Here is an 18,583-nt window from a genome sequence, read left to right as displayed (position 1 = left end):
GCGTCCACCGCATCTCACCGCAACGTTCGTGACGATCGCGATGCGCCCCTCATTCGGGTGAGACGCGCGGAGTCATAGTGCTGATTTGCCCGACGACGGAAGCGGAATGTTTTTTCCGCGAGGGCTGGACACGCTTTTCCTGATTTGCCCGTCGGGTCGTTGTGTCGCACCCAATGCCCCCACATCGTCATTGCGAGCGGAGCGAAGCAATCCATGGCGCCGCAAGCGGAGGCGTGGATTGCTTCGCTTCGCTCGCAATGACGGAGAAAGCGTCGCCTTTCACCCGGCCGGTTCATCCGGATCGAGTGCGGCCTGGAAGCGGGCCGATGCATCGCTCGTTTCGCCGGTCGGACCAAAGACTGCGGCGGCCGTGATGTCCTTGGCGAGATGGGTGCATTCGAGCCAGACCAGGTTGAGCATCAGCGGCGGCAACTCGCGCGCCTGCTGCATGTCCTTGCAGCGGGCCTCCGCGCCTTCCATGCCCCACCATTGCTGGGCGACCGTCACGACTCTGCGGAAGTTGCGCAGGGTACCCGACGCCTTCGCGCGATCGACCCTGGCGAGCTGCGCGCAATGGTTCAGCCAGTTCAACCCGGCGATGATCGCGATCGCGACGTCATCGACCGCGCGTCCGGTAAAATCGATCACCGTATCCTCGTGCGGCTGCTGGCGCAGGAAGCCGTCGATCACCTCGGCCTGGCGCGATGGCTCCGTCAGGAGCGCGGAGTCGCGCCCGGGAATCATGGTCAGATAGCGCATGCCTTCCAGTCGCGTGTGGCGCCAGATTTCGCGCGGGGTGCCGCTGGCATCGTTCGGTTTGCGCTTGCAGGCGGGATAGACGAGATCGCCGCGGTCGGCCTTTTCGAGATATGTCGCGACGACCTTGTCGAGCCCCTGCAACAAGGCATCGGTACCAGCCCTGGCATCCAGGATCTCTTCTGACGGCACCTCTCTGCCCCAACCAAACAAGGCCATTACTTGTTTCCGGCGTGATCCTCTCCTCTTGCGAGTGTAGCACCGGTGCTGCCGATTGCACTGCGCCAATCAGCCGTATTTTTCGGCAAGGCCAAACCGGCGCCGGCGGGATACCGGCGGAACCCCGCTCGCTCTCCGGCGTTGCCAACATGGGAGGCGATGTCGAAGGTCGGGGCGACGGACAGGCTGAGAGATGAAGAACTTTTCCGACGCGGCATTCTCGCCGGAGGTGATCGAGATCATGACCAGGGCATTCGACGCGTCCGTTGCGGCCCTGCCCGATCCGGTCCAAGCCGCCCATGTCAACCTCATTGCCGAATCCATCCTGCGCACCGCCGATGCGGGCGAGCACGATGCTGCCGTGCTGCAGCGGATCGCGCTGATGGAGTTGCAGATCCGCGCCTGACGATCTAGAGCATTTTCGGTTCTGATTGAATCAGAACCGAAGCTCTAGATTCTTGTTTTGACGCGTTTTCTACGCAGATAAGTCTACGCAATCTGCGTAAACTTGATTGCTATGCGAACCGGTATCCACTTCGCTCGAAAACGCTCTACCGGTTGACGAGCCAGATGATCACGCTGAGCACAATGCTGAGCAGCAGCGACGTCATCAGTGGAAAATAGAACGAATAGCTCGATCCCTCGACATGGATGTCGCCGGGCAGGCGGCCAAGCCCGAGCTTGCCGATCACCGGCCACAGCAGCCCGGCGGCGAGGAGCAGCAATCCGAGGATGATCAGCGTGCGCTGCATCTGTCACCTGTTCGTAGCTGCGTAGGGCGGGCTAGACGGCGGATCGCGCAAAGCGTGGTCCGCCGGCGTAGCCCGCCGGTCTGGCGCAAGCGGGCGGCGGATTACGCCTCACACCTTCACTCGTTGCGCGACCTGCAAGTGTGACCGGCTCATCCGCCCTACGGTTCTCGACTATCCCCAAGGTCCGCGTGAGGTGGACGTGCGGCCCCATGGGCTGCGGGAAGGATAGCCCGCCCCGGCCGACGGTGCAGCACCACCACCGCCGAGCTCGGCGGCCAGTTGCTGTAGCGCCGCGATGCGGTTCTCGGTCGATGGGTGGGTGGCGAAGAGACTGTCGACGCCACGGCCCGACAACGGATTGATGATGAACATATGCGCGGTGCCGGGATTGCGCTCGGCCTCCCAGTTCGGCACCTGGTGCGCGGCGTTCTCGATCTTCATCAGCGCGGAAGCGAGCCACATCGGCTGGCCGGCGATGCGCGCGCCAAGATTGTCGGCGGCATATTCGCGGGTGCGGCTGATCGCCATCTGCACCAGCATGGCACCAAGCGGCGCCAGGATCATCAGCGCGATCGAGCCGACGATGCCCGGACCGCTGTTGTTGTTACGGTGGCCGCCGAAGAACATGCCGAACTGCGCCAGCATCGAGATTGCACCGGCGATGGTGGCGGTGACCGTCATCAAGAGCGTGTCGTGGTTCTTGATGTGCGCAAGCTCATGCGCAATCACGCCGGCGAGCTCCTCGCGGCTGAGCTGCTGCATGATGCCGGTGGTGACGGCGACCGCGGCATTCTCCGGATTGCGACCGGTGGCGAAAGCATTGGGCTGCGCCTCGTCCATCAGGAACACACGCGGCATCGGCAGGCCGGCGCGGTTGGCCAGCTCGGCAACGAGGCCGACGAGTTCAGGCGCGGTGCGCGCATCGACCTCCTGGGCGCCGTACATGCTGAGCACCATGCGGTCGGAATTCCAGTAGGTGAACAGGTTGGTCGCGGCCGCAACCACCAGCGCGATCATCGCGCCGCTGGCGCCGCCAATGAGATAGCCGACGCCCATGAACAGGGCGGTGAGGCCGGCCAGAAGAAGAGCTGTCTTGAAATAATTCATCGTTGTTTCCCCTGCGTCTTGGCGGAAAAACCACTGCTGCAGGCAGAACTTAGCTATGGATTTGCCTGCCTGTACCGCAAGATGGGTGGCCTGCGTCCCGGCGCCGCATTTTCCCGAAATCCATCGTTACGGCCGTCAAGCGAACCGCCAGGGGCGCAAGCCCGGCTGTGCTATCCTCTCATTATCACAATGGAGGAATGTATGCCCGTCTTCAAGCTTCCGCTCTCGGGTGACGTCGTGCAGAACATCAGCCCGTTCACCGCCTTTATGAGCCCGATCGGCAGTCAGTTTGGCCTCATCAACATTACACTTGGGAAATCTTCCGCACCGGACGTCGAGTCCGACGTGCTTTCAGACGTCGGCACTTACGGCAAGCAACTTGGTCAGATAAGCGATGCGCTGCTTGTCCTGATAGAGCGCCTGCCAAAGGAACTCAGGCTTGACGGTGAGCCTGCCATCGAAGCGTTCAAGAAGATGGTCGACCAGATTGCCGAGATCAAAGAGAAGCATCGTCGTCCCGCATTGCGTCCACAACCGCACGCTCGGCCGGGAACGGAGTACGCATGATCTTCTTCTAAGCAACGGGCCTCTTTATCATCCGAGCGCAGCGGATTACGCTGCGCTACTTTACCCTGCGAACCCCACGCTTCCCTCCTGCGGCGAGTTCTGATGTTCAAGACCCGATTTGCGATCGCGGCCGTCACGATGATTGCGGCGTTTTCGCCCTTGGCCTCGGCACAGCAATTGTTGCCGGCACCGGCCAGGCCAGCGCCGGCGGCGACGCGGCCTGCGACAGTGCCCTCCTCGCGCGCGGCGGCTTGCCATAATGGCCAAAGCTTCGAGCACTTCCTTGCCGATCTCAAGCAGCGCGCGGTGTCCGAAGGTGTGTCGCAGCAGACGATCGCGGAAGCCTCGCCCTACCTCGTCTACAACCAGGGCATCGTCAATCGCGACCGCGGACAGCGCGTGTTCGGGCAGATCTTCACCGAGTTCGCAGGCAGAATGGCTGCGCCCTACCGGATGCAGCAGGGGCAGCAGCGTATCAAGACCTATGCGGCGGCGTTCTCCCGCGCGGAGAAGGAATACGGCGTGCCGCCCGCGGTGATCGCGGCGTTCTGGGGACTGGAGAGCGACTTCGGCGCCAACATGGGCAATTTGCCGACGCTGCCTTCGCTGGTGTCGCTGGCCTATGATTGCAGACGCTCGGAGATGTTCCAGAACGAGACCATCGCAGCCTTGAAGATCATCGACCGCGGCGATCTTTCGGCCGATGAGATGGTCGGCTCCTGGGCCGGCGAGCTCGGGCAGACGCAATTCCTGCCGACGCATTATTTCAACTATGCCGTCGACTATGACGGCGACGGCCATCGCAACCTGCTGAGCAGCGGACCCGACGTTATCGGCTCGACTGCGAACTATATCGCCAACGGATTGAAGTGGCGGCGAGGCGAGCCGTGGCTGCAGGAAGTGCGCGTGACTGCTTCCAACTTTCCGTGGGACCAGGCCGATCTGACGAACAAGCTGCCGCGCTCGAAATGGGCGCAGTTGGGAGTGACCTATCCGGATGGAAGGCCACTGCCGAATGACGACATGCCGGCCTCGCTCTTGTTGCCGATGGGACGGATGGGGCCGGCGTTCCTGGCCTATGCGAATTTCGCCGCCTATACCGAGTGGAATAATTCGCTGATCTATTCGACCACCGCCGGTTATCTCGCAAGCCGCATCGCAGGCAGCCCGCCGATGCTGCGGCCTTCGGCACCGGTGGCACAATTGCCGTTCCACGAGATCAAGGAATTGCAGCAGCTGCTGGTGCGCGCCGGCTTCAATGTCGGCAAGGTCGACGGCGTGCTCGGACAGGCGAGCCGCAGCGCGGTGAAGGCGATGCAGATCAAACATGGATTGCCGGCGGATTCCTGGCCGACTGCGGAATTGCTGGCGCGGATGCGGGGGAGGCCCCAGCCGACGGAAGCGGCGATGCCGGCTCCACGCTGAAGCGCAATGCCGTTTAGTTAAATCGACGGCTGCTTGCCTCACCTCTCCCGCTTGCGGGGCAGGTCGGCGCGAAGCGCCGGGTGGGGGCTTTCTCCAAACGGTCGGACAGGGCGGTTCGCGGAGATACCCCCACCCCAGCCCTCCCCCCGCAAGCGGGAGAGGGAGGACCGCGCCCTTCGTGGATACACTTAACCTGATCTGATTAACCCGATCTGATTGTCCGCTGATCGGAAACGACGCCTCTGTGACACGACTTCCTCAGAGGTTGTTTTTGCTGCGCGCATCGTGATTTAGAACAAATCCTACTATGTTCGCCTCATGTGCCGCTTTTGACGCCAGTCAAACGACGGAACGCCGCGCGTTGCTAATCTGCACGGGAGGAATAGCTGGGGCATTGCGTCCATCGCCGCAATGCACAACTCTTCCCTGTCATTCATTTCTGGAAAGCCTCCCATGAGCCAATCCTCCAAATTGTTCGAGTCCTTCAAGCTTGGTCCGCTGACGCTGCCCAACCGGGCGGTGATGGCACCGTTGACGCGCAACCGCGCGGTGCCGTCGAGTTTCGTTCCGAGCCCGCTGGCAGTCGAGTATTACGCGCAGCGCGCTTCCGCCGGCCTCCTGATCACCGAGGCGAGCCAGATCTCGCAGCAGGGCCAGGGTTACCAGGACACTCCCGGCATCTATTCCAAGGAACAGGTTGCAGGATGGCGCAAGGTCACCGACGCCGTGCATGCGCGCGGCGGACGCATCTTCATGCAGCTCTGGCATGTCGGCCGCATCTCGCACACCTCGCTTCAGCCGGGCGGCGGCGCACCGGTTGCGCCATCGGCGATCCGCGCCAAGGGCAAGACCTTCGTCAACGGCGCTTTCGTCGAAGTCTCTGAACCGCGCGCGCTCGAGCTTGCCGAAATTCCCGGGATCATCGACGACTTCCGACGTGGCGCGGCGAATGCGATCGAAGCCGGCTTCGACGGCGTCGAAATCCATGGCGCCAACGGCTACCTGCTCGACCAGTTCGCCAGGGACGGCACCAACAAGCGCACCGATGCCTATGGCGGCTCCATCGAGAACCGCGCGCGGCTGATGCTGGAAGTCTCCAAGGCGGTCGCCGCGGAAGTCGGCGCCGAGCGCACCGGCATCCGCATCTCGCCGGTGACGCCCGCCAACGACGCCTCCGATTCCAACCCGCAGCCGCTGTTCGATTACATCGTCGACGGGCTCAATGCGCTGAAGCTGGTCTACATCCATGTCATCGAAGGTGCGACCGGCGGACCGCGCGATATCGCACCGTTCGACTATGCGTCACTGCGCAAGCGCTTCAAGCAGGCGTATGTGGCCAACAACGGCTACGACTTCGCGCTGGCGAACAAGGTGCTGGAATCCGGCTCCGCCGACCTGATCGCGTTCGGCAAGCTGTTCATCTCCAACCCGGACCTGGTCGAGCGCCTGAAGAAGGGCGCAGCCCTGAACGATTGGGACAAGAACACGTTCTATGGCGGCAACGCAAAGGGATACACGGATTATCCGACGCTGGAGGCGGCGGAAGCAGCGCAGTAGGCGCACGCGCCGTCATTGCGAGGAGCGACAGCGACGAAGCAATCCATGCTTCCGCGAGTGCGGATAGATGGATTGCTTCGCTTCGCTCGCAATGACGGAGGGCCCAATGTTTCTCTCCGCTGTCATTACGGGGCGCGCGTAGCGCGAACCCGGAAATGACGAAGGCCGGGATTGCTCCCGGCCTTTTGTTTTTCTCCGTCATGCCCCGCGAAGGCGGGGCATCCAGTAGTCACCGGCGCCGGTAATCGCACGGAGACGGCGCGGCGTACTGGATCGTCCGCCTGCGCGGACGATGACGGCTACACCTTACTTCGCCTCCGCGCGCTTCGGCGGGGTAGCGGGCCACGACTTGATCAGGGTGTCGTAGTCGACTGTCTCGCCCTTCGGCTTCTCGTTGGCGAGCTTGCGCTGGGGCGCGAGCGTGCCGTCCTTCTCGGCCTTGGCGTACCAATAGTCCGGCTTCTCCTTCTTGTTCAGCTTCGGACCGCAGGCGCCCTGCACGCCGGACTTCTCCAGACGCTCCATCACCGAGTCCTGGGCCGCGGCCAGCGCGTCCATCGCGGCTTGCGGCGTCTTCGCACCCGACGAGGCATCGCCGATGTTCTGCCACCAGAGCTGAGCGAGCTTCGGATAATCAGGCACGTTGTTGCCGGTCGGGGTCCACTGCACGCGCGCGGGCGAGCGGTAGAACTCGATCAAGCCGCCGAGCTTCGGCGCACGCTCGGTGAACGACTTGTCCCAGATGTCGGACTCGCGGATGAAGGTGAGGCCGACATGGCTCTTCTTCAATGACACCGTCTTGGAAACGATGAACTGCAGATAGAGCCAGGCTGCCTTGCGCCGGTCAGCCGGCGTCGACTTCAGGAGCGTCGCCGAACCTGCGTCCTGGTAGCCGAGCTTCATGCCCTCCTTCCAGTACGAGCCGTGCGGCGACGGCGCCATGCGCCACTTCGGCGTGCCGTCGGCGTTCATGACCGCAATGCCGGGCTTCACCATGTCGGCGGTGAAGGCGGTGTACCAGAAGATCTGCTGGGCGATGTTGCCCTGGGCCGGCACCGGACCCGACTCCGAGAAGGTCATGCCCTGCGCCTGCGGCGGGGCATACTTCTTCAGCCACTCCAGATATTTCACGATCGAATAGACCGCGGCCGGGCCGTTGGTGTCTCCGCCGCGCTCGACCGAGGAGCCGACCGGGCGGCAGCCTTCCATGCGGATGCCCCATTCGTCGACCGGCTTGCCGTTCGGGATGCCGCGGTCGCCGTTGCCGGCCATCGACAGCCAGGCGTCGGTGAAGCGCCAGCCGAGCGAGGGGTCCTTCTTGCCATAGTCCATATGGCCGTAGACCTTGACGCCGTTGATCTCCTTGATGTCGTTGGTGAAGAACTCGGCGATATCTTCATAGGCGGACCAGTTCACGGGCACGCCGAGTTCGTAGCCGTACTTGGCCTTGAACTTGGCCTTGTAGTCGGGATTGGTGAACCAGTCGTAGCGGAACCAGTAGACATTGGCGAATTGCTGGTCGGGCAATTGATAGAGCTTGCCGTCCGGCGCCGTCGTGAAGGACTTGCCGATGAAGTCGTTGACGTCGAGATAGGGATCGGTGACGTCCTTGCCCTCACCGCTCATGTAGTCCGACAGCGGGATGGTCTGACCGTAGCGGAAATGCGTGCCGATCAGGTCGCTATCGTTGATCCAGCCGTCATAGACGTTCTTGCCGGACTGCATCTGGGTCTGCAGCTTCTCGACCACGTCGCCTTCCTGGATGGTGTCGTGCTTGAGCTTGATGCCGGTGATCTCGCTGAATGCCTTGGCGAGCGTCCTGGCTTCATATTCATGCGTCGTGATGGTTTCCGAAACGATATTGATTTCCATGCCCTTGAAGGGCTCGGCCGCCTTCGCGAACCATTGCAGCTCCTTCATCTGGTCTTCCTTCGACAGGGTCGAAGGCTGGAATTCGCTGTCGATCCATCGCTGGTTGACGGCGTCGTCGGCGCGCGCCGGCGCGTTGACGGTGGCTGCGGCGGCGAGCAGCGCGGCGGCGCTCGTCATCGCGAGCCAACGGCTCCGCGTCAGGTTCCTTCCTCTCAAGTCTCGCATGGCAGTTCCTCCGGTTATGACGACTAATTAAAATCCAGGTCCGGGTTGGCCCCGGATCTGCTCTTCTTCACTTCCTCAGACGGTGCGGAAAATCACAACGGCCGTGGCAAGCGAAATCAGTGTGGCGAGCCACAGGCTCGAAACCTCGACGCTCTCCTCTCCGATGGACAGCGTGTAGATCGGGTCGGTGCCGACGACGCCGATCCAGACGAGATGGATGACGGCGGCGAGCACCAGCGAGATGAACAGACGATCGCCGCGCGTGGTCGGAATCCGCAAGACGCCGATCCGCTCGGCCTCGGGATACGCAACGGCGAGCCAGGTCATCACCAGCAGCGTGATGCCGAGCAGGACAAAGAAGATCGCCGTCGGCAGCGTCCAGGCCATCCATGCGATGCTTTCCATGGGATGCCTCCTACACGCGACCGAGCGCGAACCCGCGCGCGATATAGTTGCGGACGAACCAGATCACGAGCGCGCCGGGGATGATGGTGAGCACGCCGGCGGCGGCGAGCAGGCCCCAATCCATGCCAGCGGCAGAGACCGTGCGCGTCATCACCGCGGAGATCGGCTTCGCATCGACGGACGTCAGCGTGCGCGCCAGCAAGAGCTCGACCCAGGAGAACATGAAGCAGAAGAATGCAGCCACCCCGATGCCGCTCGCGATCAATGGCACCAGGATCTTGATGAAGAAGCGCGGGAAGGAATAACCGTCGAGGAAGGCGGTCTCGTCGATTTCGCGCGGCACGCTGGAGACGAAGCCTTCGAGGATCCAGACCGCGAGCGGAACGTTGAAGATGCAGTGCGCCAGCGCCACCGCCCAGGGCGTATCGAACAGGCCGATCGCGGAGTAGAGGTTGAAGAACGGCAGCGCAAAGACCGCGGCCGGCGCCATGCGGTTGGAGAGCAGCCAGAAGAACAGATGCTTGTCGCCGAGGAAACGGTAGCGCGAAAATGCGTAGGCCGCAGGCAGCGCCACCGAGATCGAGATCACGGTGTTGATGACGACATATTTCAGCGAGTTGATGTAGCCGGAATACCAACTCTCGTCGGTGAAGATGCGCATGTAGTTCTCGATCGTCGGCTGGTGCGGCCACAGCGTCATGGTCGAGACGATCTCGCTGTTGGTCTTGAAGCTCATGTTGATGAGCCAGTAGATCGGCAACAGCAGGAAGATCAGGAATAGCGAGATGATGAGGCGGCGGCCGGGAATCGTGCCCATCACACAGATCCCTCTTTTTGCGGGCGCTCGGCGCCGGCGTTGGTCATGACGGTGTAGAACACCCAGCAGACGATCAGGATGATGAGGTTGTAGACCAGCGACAGCGCGGCGGCCTTGCCGAGATCGAACTGGCCGAGCGCGATCTTGACGAGCTCGATCGAGATGAAGGTGGTCGAATTGCCCGGTCCGCCGCCGGTGACGACGAACGGCTCGGTGTAGATCATGAAGCTGTCCATGAAGCGCAAAAGCACCGCGATCAGGAGCACGCGGTTCATCTTCGGCAGCTGGATTGCGCGGAACACCGCCCAGCGTGAGGCGCCGTCGATCTGCGCCGCCTGATAGTACGCATCAGGGATCGACTTCAGGCCGGCATAGCACAGCAGCGCCACCAGGCTGGTCCAGTGCCAGACATCCATCACGATCACGGTCGCCCAGGCGTCGAATTCATTGGAGACGTAGTTGTAGGGGATACCCAGGCTGTTCAGCGTGTAGCCGAGCAAACCGATATCGGGACGGCCGAAGATCTGCCAGATGGTGCCGACCACGTTGAACGGGATCAGCAGCGGCAGCGCCAGGATCACGAGGCAGACCGCGACCGTCCAGCCCTCGCGCGGCATCGCCAGCGCGACGACAATGCCGAGTGGCACCTCGATGGCGAGGATGATGGCCGAGAACAGGAGATTGCGCCAGAGCGAGGCGAAGAAGCGCTCGCCTAGGTCGGTCGTGGGATCGAGCAATTCCTTGAACCAGCCGACGCCGTTCCAGAAGAACTGGTTGTTGCCGAACGTATCCTGCAGCGAATAGTTCACCACCGTCATCAGCGGCAGCACCGCCGAGAACGCCACCACCAGGAACACCGGCAGCACCAGGAACCAGGCTTTCTGGTTGACCGTCTTGTCCATCAGGCGACCCCCTCGACCAGGCGGCTGTCGGCATAGACGTGCACATGCGCGGGATCGAACACGAGCCCCGCCATGTTGTTGGGCACCGAAAATCCCGGCGGCACGCGCGCGGCGAACTTGGAATCGCCGACGCGGACGCGCGCAAACCGGATGCGGCCGAGATCGTCGATCCGCTCGATCGTCGCCGACAGCAGGCCGGACGCAGGCGGCGCGACGTCGACGAATTCCGGCCGCACCCCGATCTCGATCTTCGCGCCCGCGGGCAGCACGCCGTAATTGCGGTGCAGGCCGATGGTGTGGCCATCGATCCGCGCCTCGCGTCCATCGACATGCGCGGGCACGATGTTCATGCCGGGCGAGCCGATGAAATAGCCGACGAAGGTGTGCGCGGGCTTGTCGAACAGTTCGGCCGGCGTGCCACTCTGCACCACGCGTCCGTCATGCATGACGACGACGGTGTCGGCGAAGGTCAGCGCCTCCGTCTGGTCGTGGGTGACATAGATCATCGTCAGATCAAGCTCGCGGTGCAGCGCCTTCAGTTTCGAACGGAGCTGCCATTTCAATTCGGGATCGATGACGGTCAGCGGCTCGTCGAACAGGACCGCGGCGACATCGGATCGCACCAATCCGCGGCCGAGCGAGATCTTCTGCTTGGCATCGGCGGTAAGCCGCGTCGCCTTGCGATTGAGATACGGCGCAAGATCGAGCAGGTTGGCGATCCGCCTCACGCGGGCTGCTATCTCCGCCTTCGGCACGCCGCGGTTCTTCAGCGGGAAAGCCAGATTCTCGCCGACGGTCATGGTGTCGTAGATGACCGGAAACTGGAACACCTGCGCGATGTTGCGCTTCTGCGTCGACAGCGGCGTGATGTCCTTGCCGTCGAACAGGATCTTTCCGCGTGACGGCGTCACGATGCCCGAGATGAGATTGAGCAGCGTGGTCTTGCCGCAGCCGGAGGGGCCGAGCAGCGCATAGGCGCCGCCCTGCCGCCAGGTCATCGTCACCGGCTTCAATGCGAAGGATTCCGGCGGCGCGTCATTGCCGCTGTAGGAGTGGGCGAGATCGACGAGGTCAATGCGGGACATCAGGCATCTCCCTCAAGTGCGGCCAGGAGCTGCGACCAGGCGGTCGGCCAGATCGAACACGAAGACATTGTCGGGATCGAGCGCGACGTTAAGCGCCTGCCCGGGTTCATACTCATGCACGCCGTGCAGCACCGCGACCCAATTGGCGGAGTCGCGCTGCAAATGGATAAAACTCTCGGAGCCCGTGATCTCGGTGACGCTGACGGTGGCCGGAAACAGGTGACGGCCGGCGGCGCGTTTGGCGACTTCGAGCTGATGCGCGCGGAAGCCGACGCGATACGCGCCATCGGCAAGGTTTTCATAGAGACCGGTAGCGGGCGCGCGCGCGCCGCCGGCATAGTGCACGGTGCCGTGCCTCTTCTCGACATTGACGATGTTGAGCGGCGGATCGGAATAGACCTGGGCGACGCGCAGCGTTTCGGGCTGCCGATACACCCGCGAGCTGGCGCCAGCCTGCAGTACGCGGCCCTGCCACATGCAGATGGTGTCGCCGCCGAGCAGCAGCGCTTCCGAGGGCTCCGTGGTGGCGTAGACGAAGATCGCGCCTGACGCCTCGAAGATGCGCGGCAGTTCGGTGCGCAATTCTTCGCGCAGCTTGTAGTCGAGATTGGCGAGCGGCTCGTCGAGCAGCACGAGGTCGGCGCCCTTGACCAGCGCGCGCGCAATCGCGGTGCGCTGCTGCTGGCCGCCGGACAACTGCAGCGGCGTACGCTTCAGGAAGGGCTCAAGCCGCAACAGCTTTGCAGCATCGGCCACGCGCTTGTCGATCTCCTCGCGCGGCCGTCCCTGCACGCGCAACGGCGATGCAATGTTCTCATAGACCGAGAGCGAGGGATAGTTGATGAACTGCTGATAGACCATCGCGACCGAGCGCCGGCGCACGTCGATGCCGGTGACGTCCTTGCCGTCGACCAGCACGCGGCCGCTGGTCGGCTTGTCGAGCCCGGCGAGCAGGCGCATGATCGAGGTCTTGCCTGAAAGCGTCGGGCCGAGCAGCACGCTGAGCGTGCCGCGCTCGAGCGTCAGCGAGACATCGTGGATGGCCGGGATGCCGTCCACGGTGCGCGTGACGTGGTCGAGCGTGACGCTCATGGCCGTCCTCCCGCTTCGCGTAGCGGACGTTCGCCGGACAGGCGATGAGCGGCGATCCATTCGTCGAGCGCCGATATCTCGGCGGCCGACATCCTCAAACCCAATTTGGAGCGGCGCCAGACGACGTCTTCGGCGGTCAACGCCCATTCGTGTGCCATCAGGTACCTGACTTCGCTTTCCGTCAAGGTGGCGCCGAAGGACTTTCCGAGATCGCCGATCGATTTCGCGCTGCCGAGTACTTTTGTCGCACGCGTGCCGTAGGCGTGTGCGAGCCGGCTCGCATGCGTCTCCGTCAGGAACGGATAGTCGCGCACGAGTTCCGCAGTGAGCGCCTCGACCGCGGAGACATCCATGTCGCCACCTGGCAGCGGCGACTTGCCGGTCCAGCCCTCGCGGGCTTTTGCGCTGCGCAAATAGGGCGAGAGCCGCTCCAGCGCTTCCTCCGCCAATCGCCGGTAGGTCGTGATCTTGCCGCCATAGATCGAGAGCAGCGGCACGCCGCCGGCCGTATCGAGCTCGAACACGTAGTCGCGCGTGGCGGCCTTGGCTTCGCTCGCACCGTCATCATAGAGCGGACGCACGCCCGAATAAGTCCAGACCACATCCTCCGGCTTCACTCGATTCGCCAGATACTCGCTGACGGAGGCGCAGAGATAGCTGATCTCCTCCTCCGTCGCTTTCACCTTGGCGGGGTCGCCGTCATAGTCGCGATCGGTGGTGCCGATCAGCGAAAAGTCGTTCTGATACGGAATCACAAAGACGATGCGGCCATCCGCATTCTGGAAGATGTAAGCGCGGTCGTGATCGTAGAGCTTCTTCACCACGATATGCGAGCCCTGCACGAGCCGCACTTTTGCGCGCGCGTTGACGCCGGCGCCCGAGGTCAGCACCTCTTCGACCCATGGACCACCGGCATTGACCAACGCACGCGCATTCACCGTACGCCGCGCGCCGCTGCCGCCGTCCTCGACCGTGACGTTCCAGAGGCCGTCGGTCTGCCTGATCTCGACGGCGCGGGTGCGCGTGCATATCTCGGCGCCGCGATCGGCGGCATCGCGCGCGGTCAGCACGACCAGCCGCGCGTCGTCGACGAAGCAGTCGGAATATTCAAACCCTTTGACGTAGCGATTCTTGATCAGGGGCTTGCCGACCTCGTCGCGGGTCAGGTCCACCGAGCGGGTCGGCGGCAGCAGGTGCCGGCCGCCGATATGGTCGTAGAGAAACAGGCCGAGCCGCAGCAGCCAGGCCGGGCGCAGGCCGGCATGGTGCGGCAAGACGAAACGCAGGGGGCGGATGATGTGGGGCGCGATCTGCCAAAGGATTTCGCGCTCGATCAGGGCCTCCCTGACCAGGCGGAACTCGTAGTACTCGAGATAGCGCAGCCCGCCATGCACGAGCTTGGTTGACCAGGACGACGTCCCGCTAGCCAAATCGTTCATTTCGCAGAGAAAAACGGAATTACCCCGGCCCACCGCATCGCGCGCGATGCCACAGCCGTTGATGCCGCCCCCAATGATTGCGAGGTCGAAAATCCGATCCAACAGACGCTTCCCCGGCCGCTTGCGTTCGCTTTCGGCGATTTCGCTTTCGGATTGGATTAGATCACAACGTAAAACGAAAGCAAACCGAAAATGGGGAACCGGGGTCTACGAGTTGGTGATGGGGTGGTGATTGGCTAGTTCGACAGCGAGACCTCGCGCTCTTTGCGAGGAACGATAGCCACGAAGCAATCCATGGCTCCGCAAGCGGTGAAATGGATTGCTTCCGCCTACGCTTGTTGAGCTACGGCGGACAAGTCGCTTCGCTCGCAATGACGGGGAAAGAGCAACGCGCTCAGATCTATCCCCTCACCCTGAGGAGCCTGCGCGTCTCGAAGGGCGAGGCCGCCGGCGGTGCTAGACGCTCCGCAGCGTCACAGGTGCGGGCTCGGGTGTGGTGTCGTCGATATCGGCGGCCGGTTTGTCCATGGCTACGACGACCTCGATGCCGCGCGTGTGGCAGATGTTCGCCAGTCCTGCGGGGAGCGCAGTGTCGGTGATGAAGGTCTGGATCTGGCTGATATGGGCGATGCGGACCGGGGCGCTGCGGCGGAGTTTCGTTGAGTCCGCCACCAGAATCACGTTGCGGGCGTTGGCGATGATCGCCTGGGCGACCTGGACTTCGCGATAATCGAAGTCAAGCAGAGCGCCCTCCTCGTCGATCGCGGACGCACCGATGATCGCGTAGTCGACCTTGAACTGGCCGATCAGTTGCGTCGCGGTCGAGCCGACCACCGCGCCGTCGGCGCGCCGCACGGTGCCGCCTGCCACCACCACCTCGATGCGGGGATGACGGTAGAGCAGCATCGCGACATTGAGGTTGTTGGTGATGACGAGCAGACCCTCATGCGAGGTCAGCGCGCTCGCAACTTCTTCTGTCGTGGTGCCGATATTGATGAAGAGCGAGCAGCCGTTCGGAATGCGCGCCGCGGCTGCGGCCCCGATCGCCTTCTTCTCCTCGGCAGCGACGAAGCGCCGTGCCTCGTAGGCAAGATTTTCCACGCCGGAGGCAATGATCGCCCCGCCGTGGATGCGCGTTAACGAACGGCGGTCACAGAGATCGTTGAGGTCCTTGCGGATGGTCTGCGCGGAGACCTCGAAACGTTTGGCAAGGTCCTCCACCATCACGCGGCCAAAGGCACGCGCGAGGTTGAGGATTTCGGTCTGGCGATGAGTTAAGACGGGCACGGCGGCACCTTGGGCATGGAACGCCCTATCGTGCGGCGGTTTGGCGCCGTGGTCAACGCCGCCGCCTCACGTCCCCGCCTTGCGCGCCGCTGTGCTCCTTCCCCCTGAAAGGGGGAAGACGGGCCGCCGCTTTCGCAGGGGCGACGGAGAGGCCTTCCTGGAATCTACGATGCCAGCTTCAGCTCGCCGTCGGCGAGGCGGCGGGCGGCGCGTTCGGCTTCGCGTGCGTTGCGGAAGACGTGGCCTTCGAGCCGGTTGAACTGATGACTGGCTGCGAAGAAGCGATAGCCGCGCTCATCGCGTACGACGATCCCGGCCGGATTGGAGCCGACTTCGATTATGTAGGTATCAGACATTCCCAGTCCCGATTGAAGTGCGGGCCAATAACGGGAAGAGAGCCTGATTGTTCCTCAGGCCTCGCCGCCGAGTCATGCGAAAACCGATGCCCGGCGCCACGAAACGACCGCACTTTGCGCCGTTCTCCAGAGTGCCGAATCACCTGCTCCCGTGAGACGTGGGATACGAGCGGCTGATAACAATCATGTGTACGCGATGAGACGTCCTGGTTACGTCGCAAGCGTGGCGCCAGCGTGCTGGATCGGCTGCGGATTACCGTGGTCGTCGATCGAGACGTAGGTGAAATTGCCGTCGGTGACCAGGATCGATTGTCGTTCCTTGCGGCGCAGCACCCAGGCTTCAAGATGGACGGTGATCGAGGTGCGACCGATTCGCACAAGGTTGGCATGCACGGAGACGAGATCGCCGACATAGACAGCTTTACGAAAATTCATCGCCTCGATCGCGACAGTTACGGTGCGCGATCGCGCGACCTTGGAGGCGAACACGCCGCCGCCGAGATCCATCTGGCTCAGCAGCCAGCCGCCGAAGATATCGCCATTGGCGTTGGTATCCGCCGGCATCGCCAGCGTGCGGATGCAGAGATCGCCTTGCGGCTCGTTTTGCGCCATCGGAACGGTAGTGTCATTCACGTGAAATTCTCCCAGCCGGCATCGGGCGCGAAGCGGCCGCCGAACTTTTGCTCGAGTGCATGTAATGTCGACACCACGTTTTCGACGCCGCGCGTGCGCGCGTAATTCAGCGGACCGCCGCGGAACGGCGCATAGCCGGTTCCAAAGATCATCGCGCCGTCGACCACGTCGGCATTGCCAACGATGCCTTCGCGCAGGCAGGCGACGCAGACGTTCGACATCGGCAGCACCAGGCGATCGATCATTTCTTGAGTCGGTTCGATGGCCAACGCAGGAGCTGTTTTTTCCCGCTTGCCATCCTTCCAGAGATAGAACCCTTTGCCGGTCTTGCGGCCGAGCTCGCCCTTGGCGACCTTCTCGCGCAGCCAGGCCGGCGTCGGTGGCAACAGGTCGCCGAACTTCAAGCGCAGCATGTCGCCGACGTCGAGACAGATGTCGAGACCGACCTGATCGGCAAGCTCGATCGGCCCCATCGGCATGCCGAACTTCTTCGCCGCCGCATCGATCACCGATTTGTCGATCTTCTCGTCCAGCAGCAGCATCGCTTCCAGCATGTAGGGCGTCAGCGCGCGGTTGACCAGGAAGCCCGGCGAGCTCTTCACCGGCAGCGGCAGGCGGTCGATGGCGCCGACAAAGGCAAGCGCCTGTTTCAACAGTTCGGCGGCAGTGCCGTCGTGGCTGACGACCTCGACGAGCTGCAATCGCGAGACCGGATTGAAGAAGTGCAGGCCGAGCAAGCGCTCGGGCTTTTCGAGCGTCGCGCGCAGATCCTGCAGCGGGATGCTGGAGGTGTTGGTCGCAAGGATTGCGCCCGGTTTCATCTTCGGCTCGATGCCGGCGTAAATTTTCTGCTTCAGCTCGAGTTTTTCCGGCACCGCCTCGATGATGAGATCGGCGTTGCGCACGCCCTCGCCGTCCATGTCCGGGATCAGCCGATCGAGCGAGTCGCGCACATCCGTGCGCTTGCGGATGATCTTGCCGTAGAGATCGTCGGCGCGCCTGATCGCGCCCGCGATCGGCTCCGGCTTCATGTCCGATAGCGTGACGCGGAGATCCTGCCCGGCGCACCAGGCGGCGATATCGCCGCCCATCGCTCCGGCGCCGATGACGTGGACATGCGCGATCCTGTTGCCGCTGCCTGCGAGCTTCTTCATCTGCTCACGCAGGAAGAAGACGCGGATCAGGTTCTGCGCGGTCGGTGTCACCATCAATTCGGCGAAGGAACGCTTCTCGGCCGCGAGCATCGCGTGCTTCTCGCTGCCGTATTTCTCCCAGAGATCGATCAGCGCGTAAGGCGCGGGATAATGCGCCTGCGGCGCGGCCTTGGCGGCCTCGCTCCGCATGCGGGAGGCGAGAAAGCCACGTACCGGGCCGAAGTTCAGGAGCGTGTTGAGCGACCCGGGCCTGGCGCGCTTCAGGCGGCCGAATACCGCGTCCCTCACCGCGTTCTTGACATGTCGCTCCTGCGTCACCGCATCGACCAAGCCGAGCGCTTTGGCGCGCCGCGCATCGATGGTCTTGCCCGTCAGCATCAGGCTCATCGCCTGCATCGGATTCACGAGCCGCGTGAAGCGCACGGTGCCGCCGAGGCCGGGATGCAGGCCCAGCATCACCTCCGGAAAGCCGAAGCGCGCGCCATCAATGCCAATCCGCGACTGGCAGGCCAACGCGACTTCGAGACCGCCGCCGAGGCAGAAACCGTGGATCACGGCGACCGTCGGCACACGCAGCGCTTCGAGCCGGTCGATCACCGCATGCGCCCGGCCGATCTCGGCTTCGACCAGACGTGCATCGCTGGCGCCGCGGAATTCATTGACATCGGCGCCGGCGATGAAGCCGCTTGTCTTCGCCGAGCGGATGACGAGGCCGGTCGGACGCTGGCTTTCGAGCGAGGCCAGCACCGCATCGAATTCCTCGAGCACTTCGGCGTTCAGCGTGTTGGCGCTGGCGCCTTCGCGATCGAACAGCAGCCATGCGATGCCGTCACCGTCGCGCGTCAGCTTGAAATGCTTGTAGGGACCGGCTTCCGGCGCGGGCCCGAGTTCGAGCACGCGGTCGGCGAGGACGTTCATGATCGCAGAATCCAT

18 protein-coding genes are annotated in these 18,583 nt (G+C 63.2%); 4 read left to right on the top strand and 14 right to left on the bottom strand.

What is annotated here, in order from left to right; genetic code table 11:
* Positions 1-279 precede the first annotated feature (279 nt).
* Positions 280-975: a hypothetical protein gene (locus tag K288_RS0128355; RefSeq protein ID WP_027582605.1), complete on the bottom strand. Its 696-nt coding sequence runs from the start codon at positions 973-975 to the stop codon at positions 280-282.
* A 193-nt stretch (positions 976-1,168) separates the two neighbouring features.
* Between K288_RS0128355 and K288_RS0128350 the strand changes: the two genes are divergently transcribed.
* On the top strand, positions 1,169-1,381 hold the full coding sequence (locus K288_RS0128350) for a hypothetical protein (RefSeq protein ID WP_027582604.1): 213 nt from the start codon (positions 1,169-1,171) through the stop codon (positions 1,379-1,381).
* A 145-nt stretch (positions 1,382-1,526) separates the two neighbouring features.
* Here K288_RS0128350 and K288_RS0128345 read toward each other — a convergent pair whose 3' ends face one another.
* A complete protein-coding gene (locus K288_RS0128345; RefSeq protein ID WP_027582603.1) occupies positions 1,527-1,727 on the bottom strand; it encodes a DUF2905 domain-containing protein in 201 nt (66 codons plus the stop codon).
* A gap of 171 nt (positions 1,728-1,898) precedes the next feature.
* Positions 1,899-2,834 (bottom strand): zinc metalloprotease HtpX, encoded by a 936-nt coding sequence (htpX, locus tag K288_RS0128340; RefSeq protein WP_027582602.1) that lies wholly within the window; start codon positions 2,832-2,834, stop codon positions 1,899-1,901.
* Positions 2,835-3,035: 201 nt separating this feature from the next.
* Here htpX and K288_RS50915 point away from each other — a divergent pair, with 201 nt between their 5' ends.
* From K288_RS50915 to K288_RS0128325, 3 genes are all read left to right on the top strand, one after another.
* Positions 3,036-3,401 (top strand): hypothetical protein, encoded by a 366-nt coding sequence (locus tag K288_RS50915; RefSeq protein ID WP_027582601.1) that lies wholly within the window; start codon positions 3,036-3,038, stop codon positions 3,399-3,401.
* A 102-nt stretch (positions 3,402-3,503) separates the two neighbouring features.
* Positions 3,504-4,826: a lytic murein transglycosylase gene (locus K288_RS0128330; RefSeq protein ID WP_027582600.1), complete on the top strand. Its 1,323-nt coding sequence runs from the start codon at positions 3,504-3,506 to the stop codon at positions 4,824-4,826.
* A 453-nt stretch (positions 4,827-5,279) separates the two neighbouring features.
* Positions 5,280-6,383, top strand: a complete 1,104-nt coding sequence (locus K288_RS0128325) for an alkene reductase (RefSeq protein ID WP_027582599.1) — start codon at positions 5,280-5,282, stop codon at positions 6,381-6,383.
* Positions 6,384-6,689: 306 nt separating this feature from the next.
* Here K288_RS0128325 and K288_RS0128320 read toward each other — a convergent pair whose 3' ends face one another.
* The 11 genes from K288_RS0128320 to K288_RS0128270 form a co-directional block, all read right to left on the bottom strand.
* Positions 6,690-8,432: an ABC transporter substrate-binding protein gene (locus K288_RS0128320; RefSeq protein WP_027582598.1), complete on the bottom strand. Its 1,743-nt coding sequence runs from the start codon at positions 8,430-8,432 to the stop codon at positions 6,690-6,692.
* Between the two features lie 123 nt (positions 8,433-8,555).
* Positions 8,556-8,885 carry a DUF2160 domain-containing protein gene (locus K288_RS0128315; protein ID WP_027582597.1) on the bottom strand — a complete coding sequence of 110 codons (330 nt, stop codon included), beginning with the start codon at positions 8,883-8,885 and terminating at the stop codon, positions 8,556-8,558.
* Between the two features lie 10 nt (positions 8,886-8,895).
* Positions 8,896-9,702, bottom strand: coding sequence for a carbohydrate ABC transporter permease (locus tag K288_RS0128310; RefSeq protein WP_027582596.1), 807 nt, complete (start codon positions 9,700-9,702; stop codon positions 8,896-8,898).
* Positions 9,702-10,604 carry a sugar ABC transporter permease gene (locus K288_RS0128305; protein ID WP_027582595.1) on the bottom strand — a complete coding sequence of 301 codons (903 nt, stop codon included), beginning with the start codon at positions 10,602-10,604 and terminating at the stop codon, positions 9,702-9,704. Before K288_RS0128305 ends, K288_RS0128310 begins: the two co-directional genes overlap by 1 nt.
* Positions 10,604-11,689 (bottom strand): ABC transporter ATP-binding protein, encoded by a 1,086-nt coding sequence (locus K288_RS0128300; RefSeq protein WP_027582594.1) that lies wholly within the window; start codon positions 11,687-11,689, stop codon positions 10,604-10,606. Before K288_RS0128300 ends, K288_RS0128305 begins: the two co-directional genes overlap by 1 nt.
* Before the next feature lie 12 nt (positions 11,690-11,701).
* Positions 11,702-12,781: an ABC transporter ATP-binding protein gene (locus K288_RS0128295; RefSeq protein WP_027582593.1), complete on the bottom strand. Its 1,080-nt coding sequence runs from the start codon at positions 12,779-12,781 to the stop codon at positions 11,702-11,704.
* A complete protein-coding gene (gene glpD, locus K288_RS0128290) occupies positions 12,778-14,322 on the bottom strand; it encodes a glycerol-3-phosphate dehydrogenase (protein ID WP_027582592.1) in 1,545 nt (514 codons plus the stop codon). Before glpD ends, K288_RS0128295 begins: the two co-directional genes overlap by 4 nt.
* Positions 14,323-14,676: 354 nt before the next feature.
* On the bottom strand, positions 14,677-15,507 hold the full coding sequence (locus tag K288_RS0128285) for a DeoR/GlpR family DNA-binding transcription regulator (RefSeq protein ID WP_027582591.1): 831 nt from the start codon (positions 15,505-15,507) through the stop codon (positions 14,677-14,679).
* A gap of 164 nt (positions 15,508-15,671) precedes the next feature.
* Positions 15,672-15,863 (bottom strand): hypothetical protein, encoded by a 192-nt coding sequence (locus tag K288_RS0128280; RefSeq protein ID WP_027582590.1) that lies wholly within the window; start codon positions 15,861-15,863, stop codon positions 15,672-15,674.
* A 210-nt stretch (positions 15,864-16,073) separates the two neighbouring features.
* On the bottom strand, positions 16,074-16,475 hold the full coding sequence (locus K288_RS0128275; protein ID WP_043160927.1) for an acyl-CoA thioesterase: 402 nt from the start codon (positions 16,473-16,475) through the stop codon (positions 16,074-16,076).
* A 17-nt stretch (positions 16,476-16,492) separates the two neighbouring features.
* Positions 16,493-18,583 (bottom strand): 3-hydroxyacyl-CoA dehydrogenase NAD-binding domain-containing protein, encoded by a 2,091-nt coding sequence (locus K288_RS0128270; protein ID WP_027582588.1) that lies wholly within the window; start codon positions 18,581-18,583, stop codon positions 16,493-16,495.

The sequence above is a fragment of the Bradyrhizobium sp. Ai1a-2 genome, from assembly GCF_000426245.1.
GTDB lineage: Bacteria > Pseudomonadota > Alphaproteobacteria > Rhizobiales > Xanthobacteraceae > Bradyrhizobium.
This window is presented reverse-complemented; position numbering and strand designations above follow the sequence as displayed.

Excerpts from the sequence above, each read along its gene's own strand:
- K288_RS0128280 (WP_027582590.1), bottom strand. The coding sequence starts at position 15,863 with ATGTCTGATACCTACATAATCGAAGTCGGCTCCAATCCGGCCGGGATC.
- K288_RS0128315 (WP_027582597.1), bottom strand. The coding sequence starts at position 8,885 with ATGGAAAGCATCGCATGGATGGCCTGGACGCTGCCGACGGCGATCTTC.
- K288_RS0128325 (WP_027582599.1), top strand. The coding sequence starts at position 5,280 with ATGAGCCAATCCTCCAAATTGTTCGAGTCCTTCAAGCTTGGTCCGCTG.
- htpX (WP_027582602.1), bottom strand. The coding sequence starts at position 2,834 with ATGAATTATTTCAAGACAGCTCTTCTTCTGGCCGGCCTCACCGCCCTG.
- K288_RS0128270 (WP_027582588.1), bottom strand. The coding sequence starts at position 18,583 with ATGGATTCTGCGATCATGAACGTCCTCGCCGACCGCGTGCTCGAACTC.
- K288_RS0128350 (WP_027582604.1), top strand. The coding sequence starts at position 1,169 with ATGAAGAACTTTTCCGACGCGGCATTCTCGCCGGAGGTGATCGAGATC.
- K288_RS0128310 (WP_027582596.1), bottom strand. The coding sequence starts at position 9,702 with ATGGGCACGATTCCCGGCCGCCGCCTCATCATCTCGCTATTCCTGATC.
- K288_RS0128345 (WP_027582603.1), bottom strand. The coding sequence starts at position 1,727 with ATGCAGCGCACGCTGATCATCCTCGGATTGCTGCTCCTCGCCGCCGGG.
- K288_RS0128330 (WP_027582600.1), top strand. The coding sequence starts at position 3,504 with ATGTTCAAGACCCGATTTGCGATCGCGGCCGTCACGATGATTGCGGCG.
- K288_RS0128275 (WP_043160927.1), bottom strand. The coding sequence starts at position 16,475 with ATGGCGCAAAACGAGCCGCAAGGCGATCTCTGCATCCGCACGCTGGCG.
- K288_RS0128355 (WP_027582605.1), bottom strand. The coding sequence starts at position 975 with ATGGCCTTGTTTGGTTGGGGCAGAGAGGTGCCGTCAGAAGAGATCCTG.
- K288_RS0128320 (WP_027582598.1), bottom strand. The coding sequence starts at position 8,432 with ATGACGAGCGCCGCCGCGCTGCTCGCCGCCGCAGCCACCGTCAACGCG.
- K288_RS0128305 (WP_027582595.1), bottom strand. The coding sequence starts at position 10,604 with ATGGACAAGACGGTCAACCAGAAAGCCTGGTTCCTGGTGCTGCCGGTG.
- K288_RS50915 (WP_027582601.1), top strand. The coding sequence starts at position 3,036 with ATGCCCGTCTTCAAGCTTCCGCTCTCGGGTGACGTCGTGCAGAACATC.
- K288_RS0128300 (WP_027582594.1), bottom strand. The coding sequence starts at position 11,689 with ATGTCCCGCATTGACCTCGTCGATCTCGCCCACTCCTACAGCGGCAAT.
- K288_RS0128295 (WP_027582593.1), bottom strand. The coding sequence starts at position 12,781 with ATGAGCGTCACGCTCGACCACGTCACGCGCACCGTGGACGGCATCCCG.